This is a genomic window from Kutzneria viridogrisea DSM 43870, from assembly GCF_000525635.1.
GTDB lineage: Bacteria > Actinomycetota > Actinomycetes > Mycobacteriales > Pseudonocardiaceae > Kutzneria > Kutzneria viridogrisea.
Genome location: NZ_CP007155.1, coordinates 321,896 through 346,566, shown reverse-complemented (window position 1 = coordinate 346,566; position 24,671 = coordinate 321,896). Strand labels below are relative to the sequence as shown.

The following is a 24,671-nucleotide window of genomic DNA, read 5'->3' as shown; positions in this document are numbered from 1 at the left end:
TCGTGCAGTGAAAGTGCCCTTCGCTGCGCTGAGCGCAGTGAAAGCCACCTTCGCGGCGGACCCGGCGACCCGGCGAGCCCCACCCACATGTCATGAAGGTGCCGTTCGAGACGCCCAACGTCCCAAGGGGCACCTTCATGACACGCCCGTGCCCGCGCCCCCGGCTCAACCCCGGTGCAGGGCGGTGACCATGGCCTCGATGGCGATGCGCGGTTTCACGTTCTGTTGCAACGCATCCCGGCAGGAGAGCACGGCCTCCAACCGGCGCAGGGTGGATTCCGCGGTCCACGAGGCGGCGGCCGTTGTCGCGTCGGCGGCCCGGTCGGGGTGGTTGAGGGCCACCTCGGCCCCGGACTTGGTGACCAGCACGTCCCGGTAGAAGCCCATCAGGTCGACCAGCGCGAGGTCCAGGGAGTCGCGCTGGGTGCGGGTGGCGCGGGACTTCTGCCTACGCTCCAGCTCCTTGAGCGCACCGGCGGCGCCACGGGTGGCCGAAGCGGTGCCCTTGCCGGTGCCGCCAGCGCCCATCGCGGTCTTGAGCGCCTCGGTCTCGGAGGCGTTGCGCGACTCGTTGGCGGTGACGGCCTCGGCCTCGGCGGCCTTCACCAGCGTGTCGGCGTTGGGGAAGATGTCGCTGAACCGGCGCAGCGCCAAGGGGATCGCGAGCACCGACTCGCGACGCTCGCGGGCGGCCTGGTCGGTGGACAGGCGGCGGGCCCGCCCGATATGGCCGCCGCACACCGAAGCGGCCCACCCGGCGAGCTGGGGCTCGACGCCGTCGCGGCGCTCCAGCACCTCGGCGATGGCGGCGGCTGGCGGGGTGCGCAGCGCGATGGACCGGCACCGGGAGCGGATCGTCACCGACACGTCCTCGGGGTGGTCGGAGGGCGCGCAGAGCAGGAACACCGTGCGGTCCGGCGGCTCCTCCACCGCCTTGAGCAGCGCGTTGGCGGCGCCCTCGGTGAGCCGGTCGGCGTCCTCCACGATCACGATCTGCCAGCGGCCCGTGGTGGGCCTGCGCGCGGCGAGCTGCACCAGGGCGCGCATCTCGGCCACGGAGATCGACAGCCCCTCCGGGACGACCACGCGCACGTCGGCGTGCGTACCGGCGAGCACCGTGCGGCAGGCGGCGCAGTCACCGCAGCCGCGAGGACCGCCGGGCGCCACGCACTGCAACGCGGCGGCGAACGCCTTGGCCGCCGTCGAGCGCCCCGAACCGGGCGGTCCGGTGAACAGCCAGGCGTGCGTCATGGCACCCGGGGTGGTCGGCTTGCCCGCGACCAGGTCAGCGGCGGCCTCGGCAGCCGTGCTGAGCACCTGCACGGCATCAGGCTGCCCGACGACGTCAGCCCACACGGTCATGCGGAGTCACCACCTCGGTCACCAGTCCATCATGCCGGTCCGACATCAGCCGGTACGCCCACACCCCGGCCAACCCGGCGAGCACGCCCGCGACCAGCATCGGGGTGCGGGTGCCCGCGAGGGTCACGGCGGCGGGCACCAGGGTGGTCGCCCCGAACAGCACGATCTTGACCACGGCCTGCACGAACGCGTTGACCCGGCCGCGCACCGAGTCCTCGACCCGCGAGCCGATGATCGTCAGCCCGGTCAGGAAGGCCACCCCGGCACAGGCGCCGACCACACCGACGGCGGCCAGCGCGAACCACAGGTGCGGGGCGGCGGCCACCGCCAGCAGCGCCGTACCCGCGGCGAGGATCGCCACCCCGAACAGCCGGTGGTGCGGCAGCCGCCTGGCGAGTGCCGGAGCGAGCCAGACGCCGAGGGCCAGCCCGCTGAACACGGCGATGACCAGCGTGCCGAACGCGGCCTCACCGCCGTGCAGGCTGTTGGCGTACGGCCGGGCCACGGCGAGGACGGTGCCCGCACCGGCGATGGCGCCGACGATGCCGACGACCAGCCCCTGCACCAACCGGGTCCGCGACATGTAGCGGAGGCCCTCGCGCACCATGCCGGAGGGCTGCCGGGCCGGGGCGGCGAACCGGCCGGACACCTCGGGCAGCCGGGCAAGGATCAGCGCGGAACTGAGGTACAGCAACCCGTTGAGCACGACGAGCACCGAGGCGATGCCGAGCCCGCCGTCGTGCACGCCCAGCACGGGGCCGAGGGCGGACAGCACCGAGAACAGCCCGGCGCCGGTGAGCAGCGCGAGGCCGTAGGTGGTGACGAGGCTGAGCTGGCTCGCGGCCTCCACCTGCTCGGGGCGGTGCAGCACGGTGGGGATCGAGGAGTCCTTGGCGGGGATCCACACCATCGAGCAGGCGCCGATCGCGAAGTTGGCGACGAGCAGCCAAGATGTCGTGCCGACCACGGCCACCGACAGGAACAGCCCACAGCGCACCAGGTCCGCGAGGACCATGACCAGCCTGCGGTCGAACCGGTCGGCGAGCCACCCGGCGAGCGGGGCGAGCAGCAGGCCGGGCAGCAACTGGGTGGCGACCACCCCGCTCAGCGCGAAGCTGCGCAGTTCCGCGCTCGGCGTGAGGGTGGCCAGCAGGGAGGACAGGCCGAGCAGGGACAGCCAGTCGCCGACGCAGCACAGGTACGCGGAGGTCCACAGGCGCCGGAACGCCGGGATCGCCAGGACCTCGCGCACGTCAGCGGACGAGTGTGTAGACGACCGCGAAGAACACGACCACGAAGATCACCAGGGTGACCAGGCAGCCGGCACAGCCCGCACCGCCGGACTTGCTCCCGGCTGGGTTCTGGATCGCGGGCGCGGGCGGGATGGGCGCGGGCTGACTCGGCGGGCGCAGCCGGGCCTTGCGCCGCTGCTCCTGGGCCATGGCGGCGCGGATGGCCTCCTGCACGGCCCGTGCGTCGGGCTGCGGGGCCTGCACCGGGCGGGGCGGAGCCGGTGCAGGCTCCGGTACCCGGGGCAGCGACTCCCCGGTGACCAGTCCGGCCACCGGGTCGGGGAAGGCGGGCAATGGCGGCGGAGCCTCGGTGCCGTCCGGTCCGAACTCGCCAGCCATGGCCCCAGCCTAACCCGCGTCAGCCCTTCGTCTTGGCAGGCGCCTTCTTCGCCGCCGCGGGCTTCTTGGCCGCCGCGGTGGACTTCGCCGCCGCCGTCTTCGCGGTGGCCGACTTGGCCGTGCCGCTCTTGGCCGTGCCACTCTTTGCCGCGGCGGGCTTCTTGGCGGGCGCCTTCTTCTTCGGCGCCGGGCCCTTCGCCCGCTTCTCCGCGAGCAGCTCGGCGGCCCGCTCGTCGGTGAGCTCCTCCACGCTGTCGCTCTTGCGCAGCGAGGCGTTGTACTCCCCGTCGGTCACGTACGGGCCGAACCGGCCGTCCTTGACCACCATCGGCTTGCCGGAGACCGGGTCGTTGCCCATCTCCTTCAGCGGCGGGGCCGCGGCGGCCTGGCGGCCCCGCTTCTTCGGCTCGGCGTAGATCTTCAGCGCCTCTTCGAGGGTGACCGTGAACAGCTGGTCCTCGGTCAGCAGCGAGCGCGAGTCCGTGCCCTTCTTCAGGTACGGCCCGTAACGCCCGTTCTGCGCGGTGATCTCGGCACCGGTCTCCGGGTCCTTGCCGACCACCCTGGGCAGCGAGAGCAGCTTGAGCGCGTCGGCCAGGTCCACGGTGTCCAGGGACATGGACTTGAACAGCGAACCGCTGCGCGGCTTGACCGCCTTCTTGGCGTCGGGCTGCTCGGGCAGCACCTCGGTCACGTACGGCCCGAAGCGGCCCTCCTTGGCCACGATCTCGTGCCCGGTGACCGGGTCGTTGCCCAGCGAGCGCCCCTCGATCGGGGTGGCGAACAGCTTCTCCGCCACCTCCGGGGTCAGCTCGTCCGGCGGCAGCCCGTCGGTCAGGTTCGCGCGCTGGGACTCCCCGTCCACCTCGCGCTCCAGGTACGGCCCGTAGCGGCCGACCCGGACCACCACGGTGTGCCCGCCCTCGTCGGTGAACAGCGGGATCGAGTTGACCTGGCGCGGGTCGATGCCCTCGACGCTGGCGTCGATCAGCTTCTTCAGCCCGCCGCCCCGGCCGACCGAGCCCGACGGGCCGACCTCGCCACCGAAGTAGAACCCGGTCAGCCAGTTGGTGCGGTGCTGGTCGCCTGCGGCGATCCGCTCCAGCTCGTCCTCCATGGCGGCGGTGAAGTCGTAGTCCACCAGCCGCTCGAAGTGCTGCTCCAGCAGGGTGACCACGGCGAAGGCGACCCAGGCGGGCACCAGCGCCGAGCCCTTCTTCCACACGTAGCCGCGGTCCTGGATGGTCTTGATGATCGTGGCGTAGGTGGAGGGGCGGCCGATGCCCAGCTCCTCCATCGTCTTGATCAGGCTCGCGTCGGTGTAGCGCGGCGGCGGGCTGGTGGTGTGCCCGTCGGCGGTCAGCTCGTTCGCGGTCACCGCCTGGTCCTTGACCAGCTGGGGCAGCCTGCGCTCGGCGTCGTCGGCCTCGCCACCGGCCTCGGAGTCGATGGCCTCCACGTACGCCTTGAGGAACCCGGCGAAGGTGATGGTGCGGCCCGATGCGGCGAAGGTGCACTCCTCGCCGGAGGCGGCCCTGCCCGCGATGCGCACGCTCATCGTGGTGCCGCGCGCGTCCTGCATCTGCGAGGCGATGGTCCGCTGCCAGATCAGCTCGTAGAGCCGGAACTCGTCGGCGGCCAGCTCGCCAGCGACCTCGCCGGGGGTGCGGAACACCTCACCGGCGGGGCGGATCGCCTCGTGGGCCTCCTGCGCGTTCTTGACCTTGCGGGCGTACTGGCGGGGCTTGTCGGCCACGTACTGGGCCCCGTAGAGCTGCGTGGCCTGGCTGCGCGCCGCGCTGATCGCCGACTCCGACAGGGTCGTCGAGTCGGTACGCATGTAGGTGATGTAGCCGTTCTCGTACAGCCGCTGCGCCGTGCTCATCGTGCGGTCGGCGGTGAAGCGCAGCTTGCGGCTGGCCTCCTGCTGCAGCGTGGAGGTCATGAACGGCGCGTAGGGCCGCCGCGTGTACGGCTTCTCCTCGACGCTGACCACCGACAGCGCGGCACCGGCCAGCCCGTCCACCAGCTGGCGTGCCTCGGCCTCGTTGAGCACGCGCACGCCGGTCGCCGCCTTGAGCTGCCCGTCGGGGCCGAAGTCGCGGCCCGCGGCCAGACGCACCCCGTCCACCGCGACCATGCGCGCGCCGAACTGCCTCGGCTCGGCGTCCGGGCCCGCGTCCAGCTGCGCGCCGATGTCCCAGTAGGAGGCGGTGACGAAGCGCATCCGCTCGCGCTCGCGCTGCACCACGATCCTGGTCGCCACCGACTGCACGCGGCCAGCCGAGAGCTTCGGCATGACCTTCTTCCACAGCACCGGCGAGACCTCGTAGCCGTACAGCCGGTCCAGGATGCGCCGGGTCTCGTAGGCCTCGACCAGGTCGGTGTCCAGGTCACGCGGGTTGGCCGCCGCCGCGAGGATGGCCGGTTCGGTGATCTCGTGGAAGACCATCCGCCGCACGGGCACCTTGGGCTTGAGCGTCTCCAGCAGGTGCCACGCGATGGCCTCGCCCTCGCGGTCACCGTCTGTCGCGAGGTAGAGCTCGTCTACGTCCTTGAGCAGTTCCTTGAGCTCGGTGACCGTGGCCTTCTTGTCCGGGGTCACGATGTAGACCGGCTCGAAGCCGTGCTCGATGTCCACGGCGAGGTTGGCCCAGGGCTCGCCCTTGTACTTCGCCGGGATCTCCGCCGCCTTGCGCGGCAGGTCGCGGATGTGCCCCTTGGAGGACTCGACGACGAAGTTGCGCCCCAGGTAGGAGGCGATCTTGCGGGCCTTGGCCGGTGACTCGACGATCACCAGTCGGCGGTTGCCGGACCCGTTCGTCCCGGCACCGCTCTTGTTCGCCTTAGTCGACCCTGCCACGCCGTCCCGCTCTCTTCTGCACCGCTACTCCAGCCCGCCACTATGCCCCGTCAGCGGGCGCGGACCACCAGTCCCCTGTCCGACAGAGTGACATAACACAGCATTGCCACCCATCGGGAGTAGACCCCAACACCTGCACGGAGGACAATCCGGATCCGCTCGGACGCACGGCTGGAGCCGCTCCGAACAGGTCCGCCAACCGCTCCTGGCAGGGTCCTCCGGCCAGCCGCGGACCTGGCCCTCAGCGCAGCCCTGGCCCTGCTCCCGCCCTGGTCAGAGCCGTGTTCCGCGCTGGCACACCGGCCTGGACCGCAGAGCGGACCGGCCAGGTCGCCCGAACCCGGCGGCGCGAAGTCTGCCGAAGAAGAGGACACCTGGTCCATGCCGGGAGGGTAGAGCACGCCACCCGTTCCGGCGCGGTACCGACAGGCCGGTGGCCCGCCCCGGCAGCAAGCCGGGACGGGCCACCGGGAGTGCTCAGACCCCTGCGCCGTTGCTGACGGCCTCGTCCGCCGGGGTGTCCGCGATCGCGGTTCCGCGACGCTTGGAGACCACGATGGCCGCACCGATGATCACGACCGCGACCAGGGCGATGGCGATCCGGAACGCGGGGTTCACGCCCTCGGCGTAGAACGCCACGATGGCCGGGGCGATCAGCACCGAGACCAGGTTCATCACCTTGATCAGCGGGTTGATGGCCGGGCCAGCGGTGTCCTTGAACGGGTCACCCACGGTGTCGCCGATGACGGTGGCGGCGTGGGCGTCGGAGCCCTTGCCGCCGTGGTTGCCGTCCTCGACCAGCTTCTTGGCGTTGTCCCAGGCCCCACCGGAGTTGGCCAGGAACACCGCCATCAGCGTGCCGGTGGCGATGGCACCGGCCAGGTAGCCGGCCAGCGGGCCGACCCCGAGGCCGAAGCCGACCGCGATCGGCGCCAGCACCGCGAGCAGGCCGGGGGTGGCCAGCTCGCGCAGCGAGTCGCGGGTGCAGATGTCCACGACCTTGCCGTACTCCGGCTTGACGGAGCCGTCCATGATGCCCGGGTTGTCCCGGAACTGGCGGCGCACCTCGAACACGATGGCACCGGCGGCCCTGGTCACCGCGTTGACGGCGAGCCCGGAGAACATGAACACCACGGCCGCGCCGACCATCAGGCCGACCAGGGTGCTCGGGGTGAACACCGCGAAGGCGGCCTGCACCTGGCTCGCGGCCGCGTCCAGCCCCGCCGCGTTGACGTAGGAGCCGAACAGCGCGGTCGCCGCGAGCACGGCGGTCGCGATGGCGATGCCCTTGGTGATGGCCTTGGTGGTGTTGCCCACCGCGTCCAGCTCGGTGAGGATCTTCGCACCATCGCCCTCGACCTCGCCGGACATCTCCGCGATGCCCTGGGCGTTGTCGCTGACCGGGCCGAAGGTGTCCATCGCGACGATGACGCCCACCGTGGTGAGCAGGCCGGTACCGGCCAGGGCCACCGCGAACAGCGCCACCGCCACGCTGCCGGAGAGCAGGAACGCGCCGTACACGGCGGCACCGATCACCACGGCCGTGTAGACGGCGGACTCGAAGCCCACCGAGATGCCGGACAGGATCACCGTGGCCGCACCGGTCAGCGAGGTCTTGCCGACCTCCTGCACCGGCTTGTTCTCGGTGCCGGTGTAGTAGCCGGTGATCCACAGGATGATCGCGGCCAGCACGATGCCGATGATCACCGCGATCGCGGCGACCAGCGCCGGGTTGCCCGCGGTGTTGGCCAGGCCGCCGTGCAGCTGGCCGAAGGTGCTGGGCAGGTACGCGAAGGCCGCGATGGTGCACAGCACCGCCGAGATGACCGCCGAGATGTAGAAGGAGCGGTTGATCGCGGACAGGCCGTTCTCGCCGGGGCGAGCCTTGGTGATGTAGACGCCGATCACCGCGGTGAGCACGCCGATGGCGGGCACGATCAGCGGGAACAGCAGGCCCTGCGCACCGAACGCGACCGAGCCGAGGATCAGCGCGGCGACCAGGGTCACCGAGTAGGACTCGAACAGGTCGGCGGCCATGCCCGCGCAGTCACCCACGTTGTCGCCCACGTTGTCGGCGATGGTGGCGGCGTTGCGCGGGTCGTCCTCGGGGATGTTCTGCTCGACCTTGCCGACCAGGTCGGCGCCCACGTCGGCGGCCTTGGTGAAGATGCCGCCGCCGACACGCATGAACATGGCCAGCAGGGCGGCACCGAAGCCGAAGCCCTCCAGCACCTTCGGGGCCTGGCCCGCGAAGGACAGCACCACGATCGAGGCACCCAGCAGGCCGAGGCCCACCGTGCTCATGCCCACCACACCGCCGGTGCGGAAAGCTACCCGCATGGCCTTCTCGCGACCGCCCTCACCCTCGTTGGCGGCAGCCGCCACGCGCAGGTTCGCGCGGGTGGACAGCCACATGCCGAGGTAGCCGATCGCGGCCGAGAAGATGGCCCCGACGATGAAGAACACCGAGCGCCCGATGCGCTCGCCCACGGTGTCCGCCGGCAGGAAGAACAGCAGTACGAAGACTATGGCGACAAAAAAGACGAGCGTGCGGAACTGCCGGTTGAGATAGGCCGCCGCGCCCTCCTGAACTGCCTTGGCGATCTCCTGCATCTTCGGAGTGCCCTGGCCGGCGGCCAGAACCTCCTTGAGCAGGACATACCCGACAGCAAGGGCGACGAGGGCGACCACGGCGACCACACCGACGACGGTGTAGTCACCCCCGGAGAGCGTCAGGGGGCCCTCCGCGAGTACTTGCCGGGACATCCGTCCTCCTGGTTACTTCAAGCGCGTTTCAGCGTTCAGCGCCAGGAGCCGGCCCTCGTGCGTCGGCCCCGACGCAGCGTGTGCATCCTCACAGTGGATGCAATGCCGGCGGAGTCTATTGGTCTGGCAAGTCAGCCCGACGATCAGTCCCGATCCGTTTACGGTCCGTTATCAACGGGTGTCGTACGGAATCGATCCAGGTCGGATGGGCTTGTCGCACCTGTGTGCGAAGCTGGCCGTTGTGGTCGGAGCCGATGATCAGTCCCAGCGCGGCCGGGCCCTGCTGGCACGCGTCCTGGCAGGCACCCCGGCAGGCGAATCCCCAGTGACGCATGTCACTGACCAGGAGCGGAGGTCCGGCCAGCACGCCGAGTGGCCGAGCTGGGCCGCCGCCGAACTGGTGGGTGCACTGCGCGATTCGGGGGTGCACCGTCCGTGGACGCACCAGGCGCTGGCCGCCGAGCACGCCTGGCAAGGCCGTCACGTCGTGCTCGCCACCGGAACGGCCTCCGGCAAGTCCCTCGGCTACCAACTGCCAGTGCTCTCCCGGCTGCTCGAGCAACCCCGCGCGACCGCCCTGTACCTCTCCCCAACCAAGGCCCTGGGCGCCGACCAGCTCCGCTCGGTGCGTGCGCTCCAGGCCGAGGGCGTGCGCCCGGCCGCCTTCGACGGGGACACCCCCATGTCCGAGCGGGACTGGGTGCGCTCCCACTCGCGGTGGATCTTCACCAACCCGGACATGCTGCACCGGGGCGTGCTGCCCGCGCACTCGCGCTGGTCCTCGTTCTTCCGGCGGCTGGCCTTCGTGGTCGTCGACGAGTGCCACGCCTACCGCGGCGTGTTCGGCTCGCACGTGGCGCTGCTGCTGCGCCGCCTGCGCCGGATCGCCGCCAAGTACGGCGCCTCACCGGTGTTCGTGCTGGCCTCGGCCACCGTCGCCGACCCGGCGGCCTCCGCGCTGCGGCTGTCCGGGCTGCACTGCGAGGCCGTCACCGAGGACGGTTCACCGCGCGGTGAGCGCACCGTGGCGCTGTGGGAGCCGCCGCTGCTGACCGACCTGGCCGGGGAGAACGGCGCGCCCGTGCGCAGGGCGGCCGGTACCGAGGCGGCCCGGATCCTGGCGGACCTGGTCGTGGAGCAGGCCCGCACCCTGGCCTTCGTGCGCTCACGGCGTGGCGCGGAGCTGACCGCGCTGATGGCCCGGCGCATCCTCGGCGAGCTGGACGAGGACCTGGCCAACCGGGTCGCCGCCTACCGCGCGGGCTTCCTGCCCGAGGAACGCCGTGCGCTGGAACGCGCGCTGTCCCAGGGGGAACTGCTCGGCGTGGCCACCACCAACGCGCTCGAACTCGGTGTGGACATCGCCGGGCTGGACGCCGTGGTGGTCGCGGGCTACCCCGGCACGCTGGCCTCGTTCTGGCAGCAGGCCGGACGCGCCGGGCGGGCCGGTGACGGCTCGCTCGTGGTGTTCGTGGCCCGCGACGACCCGCTGGACACCTACCTGGTGCACCACCCGGCCGCCGTGCTGGACCGCCCCGTCGAGGCCACCGTGCTGGATCCCGCCAACCCGTACGTGCTGGCCCCGCAGCTGGCCTGCGCCGCCGCCGAGCTGCCGCTGACCGAGGACTGCCTCGCCGGGTTCGGTGGTGACGTGGCCAGGTCGGTGCTGGACGAGCTGGTCGCCGACGGGGTGCTGCGCAAGCGGCCCACCGGCTGGTACTGGACCTCGCACGAGCGGCCGCACGCCAGTGTGGACATCCGCGGTTCCGGCGGTGAGCAGATCGCCGTGGTCGAGGGCGACTCCGGCCGCATGCTGGGCACCGTCGACCCCGGATCCGCCTGCTGGTCGGTGCATCCCGGCGCGCTCTACCTGCACCAGGGCAGCTCGTACGTGGTGGACCAGCTCGACCTCGAGGGCGGCCTGGCCCTGGTGCACGCCGAGGACCCGGAGTGGACCACGCAGCCGCGCAACGTCGTGGACATCTCGGTGGTGCGCACGGTGGAGGAGAAGCGCTTCGAGGGCGGGGTGTCGGTGTGCCTGGGCGAGGTGGACGTGACCTCACAGGTCGTCGGCTACCTGCGCAAGCTGCCCTCGGGCCGGGTGCTCGACCAGGTGGCCCTGGACTTGCCGGAGCAGACCCTGCGCACCAGGGCCGTCTGGTACACGGTGAGCGAGGAGTTGTTGTGCGGCAGTGCGCCGGGGGGCGCCGGGCTCGTTCCGGCGCGCGTCCCCGGCGCACTGCATGCTGCCGAACACGCGGCGATCGGCCTGCTACCGCTGTTCGCGACCTGCGATCGATGGGACATCGGGGGCGTGTCGACCGCGCTGCACACGGATACCGGGGAGGCAACGGTGTTCGTGCACGACGGTCATCCCGGGGGAGCCGGCTTCGCCGACCGCGGCTTCGCCGCGTTGGTCCCATGGCTGGTCGCTACTCGGGAGGCGATCTCCTCTTGTGAGTGTTCGGCTGGGTGCCCGTCCTGCGTTCAGTCGCCCAAGTGCGGGAACGGCAACGAACCGCTGGACAAGGGTGGCGCGGTGGCCGTGCTGGACTCCGTGCTCGGGGTTGTCGGGGCCGGACGACAACACGGAGTCCACCACGGCCGGGCGGGCGATCAGAACGAGCGGTCCACGGCGACCAGCTGCTGAGAGGCATCCAGCAGCTCGGCCAGATCCGGTCGGGTGGCCTCGACGATGGCCTCCTGAACGACCTGGGAATCGGGCAGTGCCCAACCGCAGACCTCGGGCTTGACCCTCCAGTGCACGACACCGTGCTGGAAGGGAGTGGGCGGCAACGGGATCCAGCTGTCGCGGCCGTGCAGCAGGACGTCTCCGCGCGCGGCCAGCTCGGATCCCAGTTCCTGACCGGACTGGATGAGGAACAGCCAGTTGCCCGCCGGGGTGGCGGCGATCGGCACCACGACCCCGGTGGTCCTGAGCACACTGGCCACTCGGCGGCCCAGGTCCGCGGACACCTCGATGGCGTCCACGACGTACCCGGTCGCCACCAGGAGGCTGTAGCGCCGTCCGGTCCACCACGCCGCGACCTGCTCCGGCTTGGTTCCGATCCGGTCCGCCCAGTCACGGTGCACGGGCACCGGACCGTCCTCCTGGACACCGTCCCGGCCCGCCCACTGCGAGCCCGCCGGATAGGTACCTGGCAGCACCGGCCAACCGCGCCACGCGAGGCCCATCGCCTCAGCACGCAGCTCGATGCGGAACGCCCCGCGCCAGCTATCCGACCAATCCATGTTCTGTCGCCTCCATGGCCTTGCGGCCTTCTTCAGGAGAGAGCCACCGTTCCCAGTACTGCCAACCTGTCTCTCTCGAACCTGCGAGCGCCTCAAGCGCCCACAACACACTCAACGGCACGAGGGGCACCCCCGGTAACCCGCTGTCGACAACTGGTAGCTGGGGAACGGCGAGTGAAGGGCCGCCGACCGATGGGCCGAACGGCGGCCGACAGCCGAGCGCTCGCCTGGCTCCGCGACGGGCGGCGCCGACACGCCGTGGCGAACGGGTGTGACGCCACTCACCGCGTGTCGCTGACCGCTCATCGCGCCTTCGGCCCTCACCCGCCCTCCGACACTTCAGCCGGACCTGCACGTGCATGTGCACTGGCCGTACCGGTGGCAGCCAGCCAGCCGGGCGGTTGAGCGGTCACCTCGACGGCGGCCTCCCAGCCCCGCAGGCGACAAGCGGTCAGCCGTACCCCGTACCGGTCGGCCACCCACGCCGCCCGGCGACAGGCGGAGTCGGTACCGGCGACGGCCTGCGCCGCGGCGGCCAGCGCGCCCAGGTCGGCGGCTGCGGTGGCGCGATGCCTTGTCAGCACCGCAGCGCCGAGGTGGAGCCCGAGCACCGTGGACAGCACCAGCGCCGTGGCGATCACCGCCGCCAGCACGGTCGCACCGCCCTCGTCCCGGTGACCACTCGTCGCAGCACCGGCGCTCCGCACGGGCCCTGTGCCTAGTGGCTCGCTCGCAGGCTCGCTCATTGCGCAGTCGCACCTGGTTCGAGCACCGCGTGCGCCTGGCCGCGCAGCCGCCAGCCGGGCAGCAGCCCACCCACCGGGCTGGCGGTCACCTCCACGGAGATCTCGTCCCCGTCCACCCGCACCGACAACCGGGCACCGCTGGGGCCGATCGCCCGCACCGCCTGCTCAGCTCTGGCCGGGTCACCGCGGGCGACGAGCCTGGCCGCTTCCCGCGCGGCGTCCGTACAGCGCACCGACCCGGTGACCGCTGCCAACGCAGCCAGGCACACCACCAACAGGAAGAGCAGGGCGCAGACCGCAATGGCCGTCTCCACGGTGACGCCGCCCCCGTCGCCGCGCATCAGATGTTCACCGACAGGGCTCGCTCGACCAGTTCGTGCACTCGTGCGATGACCGAATCGCCGGTGAGCACCGAGTAGAGCACCATCGCGAAGGCCACGACGGCCAAGAGCCCGACGAGGTATTCCACGGTTGCCATCCCGTCCTCGGAACCGAGCGAAAGCCGGCGGCGGATCCTCTCCACAGTTCTGTCCCCTCTCACCAAGTGATCAGCAGTTGGCCCGCGAGCCCGAGCAGCACCGGCAGCACTGCGAGGCAGAAGAAGGCGGGCAGGAAGCACAGCCCCAGCGGTGCGGTGATCAGCACGGCGGCCCGCTGTGCACGGGCCTCGGCGCGGTCGGCTGCCGCTGCCCTGCCCCGCACGGCCAGCCCGCCGGCCACACCAGCCAGCACCGTTCCCGAGCGAGCGCTCCGCCGGGCAGCGCGGGCGAGTTCGGCCGTGCTGGCCTCGGCCAGCGCTGGCGCCCACGCCTGCACGGGGTCGGCGCCCAGTGCGATCAGGTCGGCGGTCCGCAGCAGTGCCGTGGCGCTCGGTTCCGGGGCAACCGGGCTGATCGCACGGATCGCGGTGGCCACCGGCAAGCCGGCGGTGAGGCAGGCCGCCAACAGGTCCCAGGCCGCGGCGAGGGCCAGTGGATCGGTCACCACGCGCTGCGAGGCAGCGAGCCAGGTCCGCAGCCCGAACGCCACCCCACCCGCGACCACCAGGCCGACCACCCAGCTCGCCAGCACCGTGGCAATCGTGCCTGCGGCGAGGGCGCCGAGCCAGGGCAGCCAGGCCGGTGGGGATCGTGGCACCGCAACGGGCTCGGCGTCTCTGCGGACCAGCACCGAGTGGACCCGCTCGCGCGCCCGGGCCGGTCCGGGCAGCAGCACGAGCGCCACGGCGAGCAGGACCAGCGCTGTGGTGGTCATGGCGCCACCGGGTGCTCGGTGAGCTTGGCGCTCCACAGCACACCACCGCAGATGAACAGTGCGCCGAGCACCAGCGCGAACTGCCCGATCGCGGTGTCCGCGAGCACGTGCAGCGGGTGCGCCTCCATGGCCTCGCCGAGCAGCACGCCCACTTCGGGCAGTGTCGCGAGCACGGCCGCGCTGGCCCTGGGCCCGGCCATCCTCGCGTGCACCTGCTTGGTGAACCTGATCCGCTCCTCCAGGTCGCGGCGGACCGCGTCCACCACCTCGGCGAGTGGTAGACCGTGTCGCCCAGACAGCCGCCACGCGTGGCCGAGCCTGGCGAGCACCGTGCGCAGGCTCGGTTCCTCGTGCGCCTTGTCCAGCAGGACCCGATCGACCTCCCCGCCCAGCTTGGCCGCCGAGGCGACAGCGATCATGGCCTTCGCCGCCTGCGGTTCGGCGTCGATGGCGGCCCGCTCGGCGGCGGTGGCCGGGTGTGCGCCGATCTTGAGTTCGGCCACCAGCGCGGTGAGCGCGCCGACCATGCCCTCGGTGAGCTGGGCCCGGCGGCGCACGGCGCGCCGGGAGTGCCAGCGGCGCCAGCAGGTCACGCACAGCACCGCGTTGGCGATGGCGCCGCCCGCACCGAGCACCGACCAGCCGACACAGGCACCCGCCACGGCGAGCACGGCACTGCTGGGCCGGGGCAGCGGGCGGCGGCGCCGTGCACGTGGCACGGTCGGCGCGATCGCGTGCAGTCGATGGCGCCCGTGCTTCGGCGGCCAGACCAGCACAGCCGCTGCCAGCAGCAGCACAGTGACAACGGGCACGATCACCGCCTCCTCTGGCAGGCGAGCAACTCGGTCAGCAGCGGCCAACCCGCCAACTGCTCGCCCTCGCGCCAGGCCGGGCACACCACGACCTCGTCGGCGGGACGGTCGAGCACGCCGATCTCGACGAGCTTGCGCATGCCGTAGCGATCCCGTTTGACGTGCAGGACCAGGTGCACGGCAGCAGCGAGTTGGCTGTGCAACGCGGGACGGCTCATACCGCCCAGTGCCGCGAGAGCCTCCATGCGGGCGGGCACCTCGGCGGGTGAGTTGGCGTGCAAGGTGCCCGCTCCCCCGTCGTGCCCGGTGTTGAGCGCCGCGAGGAGTTCACACGCCTCAGCCCCGCGCACCTCCCCGACCACGATCCGGTCGGGTCGCATCCGCAGCGCCTGCCGGACCAGGTCGCGGACCGTCACCTCACCCGCGCCCTCGACGTTGGGCTGCCTGGCCACCAGTCGCACGGTCTGCGGGTGGTCGGGCCGGAGTTCGCCCGCATCCTCAACGCAGACAACACGTTCCCCTGCTGGCACACAGCCCAGCAGCGCCGCGAGCAGCGTGGTCTTGCCGGACCCGGTCGCCCCGACCACGAGGAAGGCCAGTCGTGCCAACACGATCGCGCGCAGCACGCGTTCGATGTCCGCGGTGAACGTGCCGAGGCGGCGCAGTGCGGTCAGGTCGTGCACGGCGGGGCGCAGCACGCGCAGGGACAGGGCCGTGCCGTCGGCGCAGATCGGGGGCAGCACGGCGTGCATGCGGACCCGGTCCTGCTGCTCGGCGTGCGGCAGCCAGGCGTCCACGTAGGGCTGGCCCTCGTCGAGCCTGCGCCCGGCGGACAGGGCCAGCCGCTGCGCGAGACGGCGCACGGCGTCGTCGTCGGGAAACCGGATCCCGGTCCGGCACAGACCGTGCTCGCCGTCCACCCAGACCTGATCCGGCCCGGTGACCAGCACGTCGCTGGTGAAGGGGTCGCGCAGCAACGGTTCCAGCGGTCCCGCACCGACGAACTCCTGGTGCACCCGCTCGATCGCGCCGAGCACGTCCACGTCGCTGGCGACCCCGCCGACCTCGGCACGCACCGCCTCGGCGACCCTGGCCGGGGTGAGGGCCACGCCACCGGCCGCCAGCCGCAGTCGGACCCGGTCCACGAGGTCATCGGGCATCGGGGACCTCGCACAGGGCCTCGACCACGGCCCGCGCCGCGGCGGCAAGCGGGCCTCGGCCACGGGTGGGCGGGCGCCCGCGTTCCAGGTCGGCGGCGAGACCGGGCTGCGAGCGCATGGCGGTGAGCAGGGGCAGGCCCACCGCTCGTGCGACCTCGTCGGCGCTCAGCCCACCGGGCGCGGGTCCGCGCACCACGACCTGGGCCTGGGTGGCCTCACCGAACAGTTGGCCCGCGACGCGGCGGGCGGCGGCGCAGGCACGGACCTCGGCGGGCACCACCAGCACCGCGAGGTCGGCGTGGTCGAGCACGACCTCGGCGGGCTCGCTGCGATGCCGGGGCAGGTCGCACACCACGAGTTCGCCACCGCGCCGGGCTGAGGTCAGCACGGTGGCCACGGCCTGCGGGTTCAACTCCCCGTTGTCCCGGTCACAGGACAGCACGGTGAGCCTGCCCTGCCCGCGGTCCTGACCGGGCAGGGCGGCCCGCAGCGAGGAGGCGGAGACCCGGCCACCGCCGAGGGCCAGCTCGGGCCAGCGCAGGCCGGCCGCCGACTCCGCGCCCAGCACCAGGTCCAGGCCACCGGCCAGCGGGTCGCAGTCGACGAGCAGGGTGCGTCGCCCGCTGCGCAGTGCGGCCAGCCCCACCGCCGCGGTGAACACGGAGGCACCGGCACCGCCCCGGCCACCGACCACGGCCAGCACCCGGCCGGGTTCCTGACTCGGCCCGTCCACGGCGTCGGCGAAGGCCCCTGCCAGCCAGGACTCGCCTTCCGGCAGGCCGAGGACCCGTTCCGCGCCCACGGCGACCCCGCGCTCGAACAGGGTGGCCGGTGGGGTGCCCGAGGCGATCAGGACCACACCGGAGCGGCGGGGCAGGCCGACCCGCTCGCAGCCCTGTGCGGCCTGGCCGTCCAGCACCACCAGGGGTGCGCGGGCCCAACTGCCGCGGGCCGAGCCCGCGTCGGGGGCGCGTTCCAGGTCGCAGCCCGCCGCGGCGGCCACCTTGAGCAGGTCGCCGAGCAGGTCCTCGTCGCCGACCAGCGCCAGCGGCTTCGCCTGGTTCATCCCGCTTCCCCCGTCCCTGAGGGCGCCTCGGTCGTGCGCCTTGGCACCACCATGGCGGGGCGGGAGTGGGGAGCGGGGGGCTCGGAGATCCAGATGTGGACAACTCTGCGGCTGTGGACAACTGGGGGTCCGCGGGCGGTTGCGGCGCGGGATTGTCGTACCTGTGGGGCACGATGGAGCGGGGCGTCCTCGGGCCTACCGCCTGGTCCCGGATAGAGGACGACCCCCGTCAGGGGGGAGGGACGGGGGTCGCCTACGGTTCAGTCCCGGGGGGTTGGACTGAACGCTCCGGCATGGTGCCGGATGCCCCCATGGTATCCCCTCGACGGCTGAGGGCGCTGCCTTCCGGCGGCCAGGACACGCCGCCAACCGCGTGACGCCACCTATGCTGGCGCGGTGGATCCCAGCACCGGCGCACGGACAGCGGCGTTCTTCGACCTGGACAAGACGGTCATCGCCAAGTCCAGTCTGCTGGCCTTCAGCCGGCCCTTCTTCCAGGAGGGGCTGATCAACCGCAGAGCGGTGCTCAAGAGCGCATACGCCCAGTTCGTGTTCATGCAGGCCGGTGCCGACGCCGACCAGATCGAGCGGATGCGCGCGCACATCACCGCGCTGTGCACCGGCTGGGACGTGGAGCAGGTGCGCTCGATCGTCGAGGAGACCCTGCACGACATCGTGGACCCGCTGGTCTACAAGGAGGCCACCCAACTGATCGCGGACCACCGTGCCGCAGGTCACGACGTGGTGGTCGTCTCAGCCTCCGGGCAGGAGATCGTCGCGCCGATCGCCGAGATGCTGGGTGCCACGCACTGCGTGGCGACCCGGATGGTGGTCGCGGAGGGGCGGTACACCGGCGAGGTGGAGTTCTACTGCTACGCCGGGAACAAGGCGGTGGCGATCCGGGAGCTGGCCGAGACGGAGGGCTACAAGCTGGAGGAGTGCCACGCCTACTCGGACTCGGCGACCGACGAGCCGATGCTGGCCGCGGTGGGGCACCCGACGGCGGTGAACCCGGACCGCGCGCTGCGCAAGGTGGCCGCCCAACAGGGCTGGCCGGTGCTGACCTTCTCCGACCCGGTCTCGCTGCGGGCGCGGATCCCCACGCCCTCGGGCACGGCAGTGGCGGCCACGGCGATCGGTATCGGCGCGGTGGCTGCCGCCGGGCTGGCCTGGTACGGGCTTCGCAGGCGCCGCAAGGCCTAGATCACAAGGCCCCAGCGGGGGAACTACCCGAAGGAGACCCCGGCTGGAACGCACCGCAGACGGCGCCGCGGCGTGTCGGTGCGGGAGCGTCCCCCGCTCGGCGGTAGACGCTCCCGGCCGTCCTCGGGCACCGGGCGTGAGCGGGCGTTTTCCTCACGGACAGCGACTTGAACGGTGCACCCGTCCGTGCCCTTGCTGTGACAGCCATCACGCACTAGAAAGGGAGGTGCGGACTTCTAGTCGGCCAGGGACGGAGCGGAGGAGAAGCCCCGTCCACCCCGGAAGAACTCCGTGCACGGGACATCGGGCACCCACGCACAGCACGCCGCGGGAGGCATGTCGCCTGGGGCTGCGTACCGGGACGCCGGACGCCGAGCACCCTTCGAGTGCGACAACAGTTGCACGCTTGGTACCCCGATCGTTCCGTGCTGATTGACTAGCGGGCCCCGTCTTCGGACGGGGCCCGCTATTCGTTCACGGCCAGTCCCTCGGACAGGACCTGCACGGTGCCGCCCTTGTTGGCGGCGACCACGGTGCAGGCGACCTGCTTGCCGACCAGCTGCGGGGTCACGGTCAGCTCCGCGCCGCGGCCGATCGGCGCGGGGATGGTGAACGGGCCGACGTGGGTCAACGTGGCCCAGCCGTACTCGACGGTGTCGGGGGCGGGGTGCCAGGTGGGGGCCGTGCAGCGCAAGACCTGGCCGACTCGCGGTGTGCTGGAAACGCGCGCGGACCCGACCGGGTAGGGCTCGCGGTCTCGCAGCGGGCCGAGGGCCCAGTGGCGGAAGGCGGTGGCGTCGGCGAACGCCTCCGGTGCGGGCTGGCCGCAGGACTTGCCCGCGGTCTCGCCGCCGAAGCTGAACGCGCCGACCAGTTCGGGCCGCCCGTGCGCGTACTGGACCACGGGGCTGCCGCTGTCCTGGAAGCAGCCGGTGATCAGCCCGGCCGGGTCCTGCGCGCAGGTCACCGAGTGCTCGTCCACGGTGGCGGGCGTGCTCGCCTGGCAGGTGCCGTGCGTGATGGTGGTGAGGTCGCCGCGGTGCAGCACGTCGTTGCGGAAGTCCGGTGCGGGCTTGCCGGTGGTGCCGTGCGCGAACACGGAGACCGCGCTGCCGGGTGCGGGGCGTTCGCGGGCGATCGGCAGCGGCGGGATGTCCAGTACCGGCCGGTCGAGCAGCAGCACGGCGAGGTCGTTGCGCGCGCTGCTCGCGTTGGGGTCGTCCGGGGCGGAGGGCGAGGGCAGGATCTGGTAGCCGGGCAGGGCGGCGGCAGCCCGGATACGCCGCACCTCGCCGGGTTCGCCGGAGAGCACCCGCGCGTTGACGTGCACGTCGAGTTGGCTGGGGTCCAGGTGGTCGATGCAGTGCGCGGCGGTGAGCACCCGGTCGGGCGCGATCAGCGCACCGCCGCAGCCAGCGAGTTGCAGCAGCGGTCCGTCCGCGCGCAGTGCCAGGGTGGCCACCCACGGGGCGGTGTCCGGATCGGTCACGGCGGTGCCACCGGACATCGCCTGGGCGGGCGCGACGGCCGCCAGTCCGGTGCCGAGCAGTGCCGCCGCGAGCACGCCGATCCGCTGTGTCACAGGGGGAATTCGCACCCGGCCGACGCTAGGGACGAGGGGTGTGCGCGCACATCGGACCCGAGGTTGATCAGGCCTGGTCCCAGTGGTTGACCTGCCCACTGTGACGTGAGTAACTTACCGATGTCATTCACCATTCGGTGAGAAGATTTCCACTGCGGGAGGCCCGCCGTGCGCCAGCTGAGACGTCCGCTCATCGCCCTGACGACCGCGCTCGCCACCGTGGCCACGACCGCGGTGACCGCGAACGCGCAGACCGGCACGGAGAATGGCTACGTGACCCAAGCCGTGGTGAACTCCGTGCTGCACAGGATGTCCCTGCCGGAGAAGGTCGGCCAGCTGTTCATGACCTACGGCTACGGACCGGCCGCGAACACGGTGGACCCCCGCAACCAGACCGAGTTCGGCGTGGACACCCCGGCGCAGGTGGTGCAGCGCTACCACCTCGGCGGCTTCATCTACTTCGCGTGGAGCGACAACATCGCCAACCCCGGGCAGATCGCCAAGCTGTCCAACGGCCTGCAACAGGCGGCGCTGACCTCTGGCGCGCACGTGCCGCTGTTGATCTCCACCGACCAGGAGCAGGGGCTGGTCACCCGGATCGGCGCCCCCGCCACGACCTTGCCGGGCAGCATGGCCCTGGGCGCGAGCCGGGACACCGGGGCCGCGAGGCAGGCCGCCGCGATCACCGGGCGCGAGCTGCGCGCCATGGGCGTCAACATGGACAACGCGCCCGACTCGGACGTCAACGTGAACCCGGCCAACCCGATCATCGGGATCCGGTCCTTCGGCTCGGACCCGGAGCTGGTCTCCGACATGGTGTCCGCGCAGGTGCACGGCTACCAGGACAGCGGCCCCGCGTTCAGGACGGTCTCGGCGACCGCCAAGCACTTCCCCGGCCACGGGGACGCGGCCACCGACAGCCACACCGGGCTGCCCGTGATCGACCACGACAAGGCGACCTGGGAGCAGGTGGACGCGCCGCCGTTCCGCGCGGCCATCGCCAGCGGGGTCGACGTGATCATGACCGCGCACATCGTGTTCCCCAAGCTCGACACCTCCGGGGACCCGTCCACCCTGTCCCCCACCGTGCTCACCGGCATGCTGCGCAACGAACTCGGCTACCAGGGCATGGTCATCACCGACTCACTGCAGATGGCGGGCGTGCGCCAGAAGTACTCCGACGCGGAGATCCCGGTGAAGGCCCTGCAGGCAGGCGCGGACATGCTGCTGATGCCGCAGCACGTCGGCACGGCCATCGAGGGCGTGCTCAACGCGGTGCGGACCGGGGAGCTTTCCGAGCAGCGCATCGACCAGAGCGTGCGGCGCATCCTGACCGTGAAGTACCGCCGCGGCGTGCTGTTCCAGCCGTTCACCGACATCAGCGCGGTGGACCGCGTGGTCGGCAGCAAGGACAACAAGGCAGCGGCGCAGCGGATCACCGACAACACCGTGACCGTGCTGCGCAATGACGACAAGCTGCTGCCGCTGAAGTCCAAGCCGAAGTCGGTGCTGGTCACCGGCTGGGGGCAGACCGCGACGGCCACCCTGGCGAACGCGGTCACGGCTCGGGGCAGCAAGGCCACCGCGCTGACCGTGGGCGCCGCACCCACCCCGGCCGCGATCAGCGCCGCCGTGCAGGCCGCGGGCGCCAACGACGCCGTGGTCGTGCTGACCAACGGCGCCTACAAGGACCCGGGCCAGCAGGACCTGGTGCGCCAACTGGTGGCCACGGGCAAGCCGGTGATCGCGGTGTGCGTGGGCAACCCGTACGACCCGGGCTCGGTGCCGCAGGCCAGGACCTGGATCGACACGTACTCGTCCACGGCGGTGTCCATGGAGTCGCTGACCAAGGTGATCTTCGGCGAGCACGGCCCGCGCGGGCTGCTCCCGGTGAGCATTCCCGGCCCGGACGGGTACGCCTACGGCGCCGGGCTGACCTGGTGAGCCTGAGCAGGCGCGGTTTCCTGGCGGCTTCCGCGCTGACGGTGGGTGCCGCGCCCGCCGTCAGCGCGGAGCCCGCCTCGCGACGGCGGATGACCGGCGCCGAGGTGCTCGCGGCGGAGGGCTACCGGCGGCTGCGCGGCCGCAAGGTCGGTGTGCTGACCAACCCCACCGGCGTGCTGGGCGACCTCACGCACCTGGTGGACGACATGGTGGCCCGCGGCGCCAAGCCGGTGGCCGCGTTCGGCCCGGAGCACGGGTTCCGCGGCACTGCGCAGGCTGGCGGGTCGGAGGGCGACTACACCGATCCGCGCACCGGCATCCCGGTGTACGACGCGTACAACGTGACCGCCGACTCGCTGGCCGCGATGTACCGCAAGGCGGGCGTGGACACGGTGCTGTTCGACATCGCCAACGTGGGTGCGCGGTTCTACACCTACACCTGGACGATGTACCTGGCGATGCGCGCGGCGGTGTCCTCGGGCGCGTCCTTCGTGGTGCTGGACCGGCCCAATCCCATTGGCGGACAGGCATTCGGCCCGCAGCTGGACCCGGCGTACGCCACGCTGGTGGGGCTCAAGCCGGTCGTGCAGCAACCCGGCATGACCGTGGGTGAGCTGGCCCGCATGTTCGACGCGGAGTTCCTGCCCGCCGACACCGGCGGCAAGAGGCTGTCCAGCCTGGAGGTCGTGCCGGCGCGGGGCTGGCGCCGCGAGGACCTGTTCGAGGGGCAGTGGATCCCGCCGAGCCCGAACATGCCCACCCTGGACACGGCCCTGCTCTACCCAGGCACCTGCCTGTTCGAGGGCACGCTGCTGTCCGAGGGCCGGGGTACGACCAGGCCGTTCGAGACGATCGGCGCGCCGGGCATCGACTGGCGCTGGGCCGAGCAGCTCAACGCGTTGCGGCTGCCCGGTGTGTCGTTCCGCGAGTGCTACTTCGTGCCGACCTTCAACAAGTTCGCCAACCAGACCTGTGGTGGCGTGCAGGTACACCTGGTCGACCGGGGCCGGGTGGACGCGATCCGCACCGCCGTGGCGATGATCGTGACGGCCAAACGGCTGTACCCGAAGGTGTTCGGCTGGCGCGCGGACAACTGGGTGGACAAGCTGAGCGGAGCGGATCGGCTGCGCCGCATGGTGGACGGCGGCGCCGGAGTGGACGAGGTGGTCGGCGCGTGGCAGCGGGAGCTCGCGGCGTTCCGCCGGGACCGGACGCAGTACCTGCTCTACAGATGAGGTGGACATGCGGATTCGCGCACTCGCCCTGCCTGCCGTGCTGCTCGTGGCGTTCTCGGTGACCGCGAGCGCCTCGACTGTCCAACTGGGACGGTTCGACCGGCCGTACAGCGGCTTCGCCCCCTCCGACACCGTGCTGCACCGCGGTGATCCCGCCTCGGTCGGCCTGGACGGGGCTCCGATCGCGGACTACCTCAAGCAGTTGCGCGGCTGGCAGGACGGCCTGTTCCCCAGTGCCGTGGAACTGATGGCGCACGACGGCACCGTGGTCAGCCGGGACGCCAGCGGCTACGCGGTGAAGTACGCCGACGCCACGACCAAGCTGCCGCAGGACAAGTGGGTGCCCGCGCGCACCGACACCATCTACGACCTGGCCTCGCTGTCCAAGCTGTTCACCTCGATCGTGGCGGTGCAGCAGTTGGAGGCGCACCGCATCGAGCTGACCGCTCCGGTCGCGAGGTACCTGCCGGAGTACGCCGTCAACGGCAAGGGCGAGATCACCATCCAGCAGCTGCTCACGCACACCTCCGGGCTGGCGCCCGATCCCGTGCCGCCGCTGTGGCAGTACCCGGACCTGCCCGCGCGCCGCAAGGCGATCCTGGACAGCAAGCCGCAGAGCCCCGCGGGCACCACCTACGTGTACTCCGACCTGAACATGCTGAGCATGCAACTGGTGCTGGAGAAGGTCACCGGCCAGTCGCTGGACGTGCTGGTGCGCAAGGGCATCACCGAGCCTTTGCACATGGTGGACACCGGCTACAACCCCTCGCCCGACAAGCTGGACCGCATCGCGGCCACGGAGTTCGAGGCGACCCCGTCCCGCGGCATGCTGCGCGGCTCGGTGCACGACGAGAACGCCTGGGCCATGGGCGGGGTCGCCGGGCACGCGGGCGTGTTCTCCACCGTGGACGACCTCGCCGTGCTGTCGCAGGCGATCCTCAACGGCGGCACGTACCGCGGTCAGCGCGTCCTCAGCCAGCACGGGGTGGCGCTGATGGAGACCGACTTCAACCAGCGCTTCCCCGGCGACTCGCACGGGCTGGGCTTCGAGCTGGACCAGATCTGGTACATGGGCGGATTGTCCGGTCCGAACACCTTGGGGCACACCGGGTACACGGGCACCTCGCTGGTGATCGACCCGCGGTCGCGGTCCTTCGCCATCCTGTTGACCAACCGCGTGCACCCGACCAGGAACACGCCGTCGACCAACCCCGCGCGGCGCGGGGTGGCCCAGGCCCTGGCGCAGGCGATGCCGGTGTCCCCGCCCGGCGGCGGCCGGTCCTGGTTCAGCGGCCAGGGCGGCGGGTCGACCAGCACACTGACCACGCCCGCGCTGGACGCCCAGGGCGCCGTGGACCTCGCCTACACCGCGTTCGTCAACACCGAGGCCAGCGACCCGGTGCTCGCGGAGTACAGCTCGGACGGGGGCAGGACCTGGCAGGCGGTGGCGGGCAGCACGCTGTCCGGTCAGGCGAAGCGGTCCTGGCAGCACGTGCACGCCACGATCCCGCAGGCAGGCAAGGGTTTGCTGGTGCGCTGGCGGTACACCACGGACCCGAACTACGAGGGCCGCGGCGTGAACCTGGCGCACCTGCGGATCAGCTCGGGGCACCGGACCTTGCTGGACAGTGATCGCGGGCGCACCGGGCTGGTCGCCTCGGGCTGGCGGGAACTGCCCGCCTAGCACGAACTCGCGGCCGTGGGAGTACACGGTCGTGTCATCTGGCGCGCGGCGGTGCCTCGTTAGGCTTCAGCCGCAGGACAAAAGTGCAGTGTCAGCAGGCTCGTGACCATG

Annotated in this window: 19 protein-coding genes; 5 read left to right on the top strand and 14 right to left on the bottom strand. The window is 71.9% G+C overall.

From position 1 onward, the window contains the following. Positions 1-165: 165 nt before the first annotated feature. From KALB_RS01710 to KALB_RS01690, 5 genes are all read right to left on the bottom strand, one after another. Entirely contained in the window at positions 166-1,362 is a 1,197-nt protein-coding gene (locus tag KALB_RS01710; protein WP_025353995.1) for a DNA polymerase III subunit delta', read from the bottom strand. Next, positions 1,346-2,614 (bottom strand): MFS transporter, encoded by a 1,269-nt coding sequence (locus tag KALB_RS01705; RefSeq protein ID WP_025353994.1) that lies wholly within the window; start codon positions 2,612-2,614, stop codon positions 1,346-1,348. The genes KALB_RS01710 and KALB_RS01705 overlap by 17 nt, the downstream gene beginning before the upstream one ends. A 1-nt stretch (position 2,615) precedes the next feature. Then, positions 2,616-2,993 (bottom strand): hypothetical protein, encoded by a 378-nt coding sequence (locus KALB_RS01700; protein ID WP_025353993.1) that lies wholly within the window; start codon positions 2,991-2,993, stop codon positions 2,616-2,618. A gap of 19 nt (positions 2,994-3,012) precedes the next feature. Beyond that, positions 3,013-5,856: a type I DNA topoisomerase gene (topA, locus tag KALB_RS01695; RefSeq protein WP_025353992.1), complete on the bottom strand. Its 2,844-nt coding sequence runs from the start codon at positions 5,854-5,856 to the stop codon at positions 3,013-3,015. Positions 5,857-6,333: 477 nt separating this feature from the next. Continuing rightward, the gene (locus KALB_RS01690; RefSeq protein WP_025353991.1) at positions 6,334-8,622 is read right to left on the bottom strand and encodes a sodium-translocating pyrophosphatase; all 2,289 of its coding nucleotides are present in this window, start codon (positions 8,620-8,622) and stop codon (positions 6,334-6,336) included. A 205-nt stretch (positions 8,623-8,827) separates the two neighbouring features. Between KALB_RS01690 and KALB_RS01685 the strand changes: the two genes are divergently transcribed. Next, entirely contained in the window at positions 8,828-11,272 is a 2,445-nt protein-coding gene (locus KALB_RS01685) for a DEAD/DEAH box helicase (protein WP_081789151.1), read from the top strand. Here the strand turns inward: KALB_RS01685 and KALB_RS01680 are convergent. The 8 genes from KALB_RS01680 to ssd form a co-directional block, all read right to left on the bottom strand. Continuing rightward, positions 11,239-11,874, bottom strand: coding sequence for a bifunctional DNA primase/polymerase (locus tag KALB_RS01680; protein ID WP_025353989.1), 636 nt, complete (start codon positions 11,872-11,874; stop codon positions 11,239-11,241). The two genes, KALB_RS01685 and KALB_RS01680, sit on opposite strands and share 34 nt — an antisense overlap. A 320-nt stretch (positions 11,875-12,194) precedes the next feature. Then, positions 12,195-12,581: an Rv3654c family TadE-like protein gene (locus tag KALB_RS01675; protein WP_025353988.1), complete on the bottom strand. Its 387-nt coding sequence runs from the start codon at positions 12,579-12,581 to the stop codon at positions 12,195-12,197. Positions 12,582-12,616: 35 nt separating this feature from the next. Further along, a complete protein-coding gene (locus KALB_RS01670; RefSeq protein WP_025353987.1) occupies positions 12,617-12,961 on the bottom strand; it encodes a TadE family type IV pilus minor pilin in 345 nt (114 codons plus the stop codon). After that, on the bottom strand, positions 12,961-13,143 hold the full coding sequence (locus KALB_RS44760; RefSeq protein ID WP_025353986.1) for a DUF4244 domain-containing protein: 183 nt from the start codon (positions 13,141-13,143) through the stop codon (positions 12,961-12,963). Before KALB_RS44760 ends, KALB_RS01670 begins: the two co-directional genes overlap by 1 nt. Positions 13,144-13,157: 14 nt before the next feature. Continuing rightward, entirely contained in the window at positions 13,158-13,874 is a 717-nt protein-coding gene (locus KALB_RS01660; protein WP_025353985.1) for a type II secretion system F family protein, read from the bottom strand. Beyond that, the gene (locus tag KALB_RS01655) at positions 13,871-14,686 is read right to left on the bottom strand and encodes a type II secretion system F family protein (protein WP_042221523.1); all 816 of its coding nucleotides are present in this window, start codon (positions 14,684-14,686) and stop codon (positions 13,871-13,873) included. The genes KALB_RS01660 and KALB_RS01655 overlap by 4 nt, the downstream gene beginning before the upstream one ends. A gap of 2 nt (positions 14,687-14,688) precedes the next feature. Further along, entirely contained in the window at positions 14,689-15,846 is a 1,158-nt protein-coding gene (locus KALB_RS01650; RefSeq protein ID WP_025353983.1) for a TadA family conjugal transfer-associated ATPase, read from the bottom strand. Then, on the bottom strand, positions 15,836-16,912 hold the full coding sequence (ssd, locus tag KALB_RS01645) for a septum site-determining protein Ssd (protein ID WP_025353982.1): 1,077 nt from the start codon (positions 16,910-16,912) through the stop codon (positions 15,836-15,838). Before ssd ends, KALB_RS01650 begins: the two co-directional genes overlap by 11 nt. Positions 16,913-17,308: 396 nt before the next feature. Here ssd and KALB_RS01640 point away from each other — a divergent pair, with 396 nt between their 5' ends. Beyond that, positions 17,309-18,115: an HAD family hydrolase gene (locus KALB_RS01640; protein ID WP_025353981.1), complete on the top strand. Its 807-nt coding sequence runs from the start codon at positions 17,309-17,311 to the stop codon at positions 18,113-18,115. A 466-nt stretch (positions 18,116-18,581) separates the two neighbouring features. Here the strand turns inward: KALB_RS01640 and KALB_RS01635 are convergent, their stop codons facing one another. Further along, on the bottom strand, positions 18,582-19,712 hold the full coding sequence (locus tag KALB_RS01635; protein WP_201771877.1) for a S1 family peptidase: 1,131 nt from the start codon (positions 19,710-19,712) through the stop codon (positions 18,582-18,584). A gap of 153 nt (positions 19,713-19,865) precedes the next feature. Here KALB_RS01635 and KALB_RS01630 point away from each other — a divergent pair, with 153 nt between their 5' ends. The 3 genes from KALB_RS01630 to KALB_RS01620 are packed head-to-tail and all read left to right on the top strand — an operon-like array spanning position 19,866 to position 24,560. Beyond that, positions 19,866-21,641 carry a glycoside hydrolase family 3 protein gene (locus KALB_RS01630; RefSeq protein WP_025353979.1) on the top strand — a complete coding sequence of 592 codons (1,776 nt, stop codon included), beginning with the start codon at positions 19,866-19,868 and terminating at the stop codon, positions 21,639-21,641. Next, positions 21,638-22,876 carry an exo-beta-N-acetylmuramidase NamZ family protein gene (locus KALB_RS01625; protein ID WP_025353978.1) on the top strand — a complete coding sequence of 413 codons (1,239 nt, stop codon included), beginning with the start codon at positions 21,638-21,640 and terminating at the stop codon, positions 22,874-22,876. The genes KALB_RS01630 and KALB_RS01625 overlap by 4 nt, the downstream gene beginning before the upstream one ends. Before the next feature lie 7 nt (positions 22,877-22,883). Beyond that, positions 22,884-24,560 carry a serine hydrolase domain-containing protein gene (locus KALB_RS01620; RefSeq protein WP_025353977.1) on the top strand — a complete coding sequence of 559 codons (1,677 nt, stop codon included), beginning with the start codon at positions 22,884-22,886 and terminating at the stop codon, positions 24,558-24,560. The last annotated feature ends 111 nt before the right edge of the window (positions 24,561-24,671 follow it).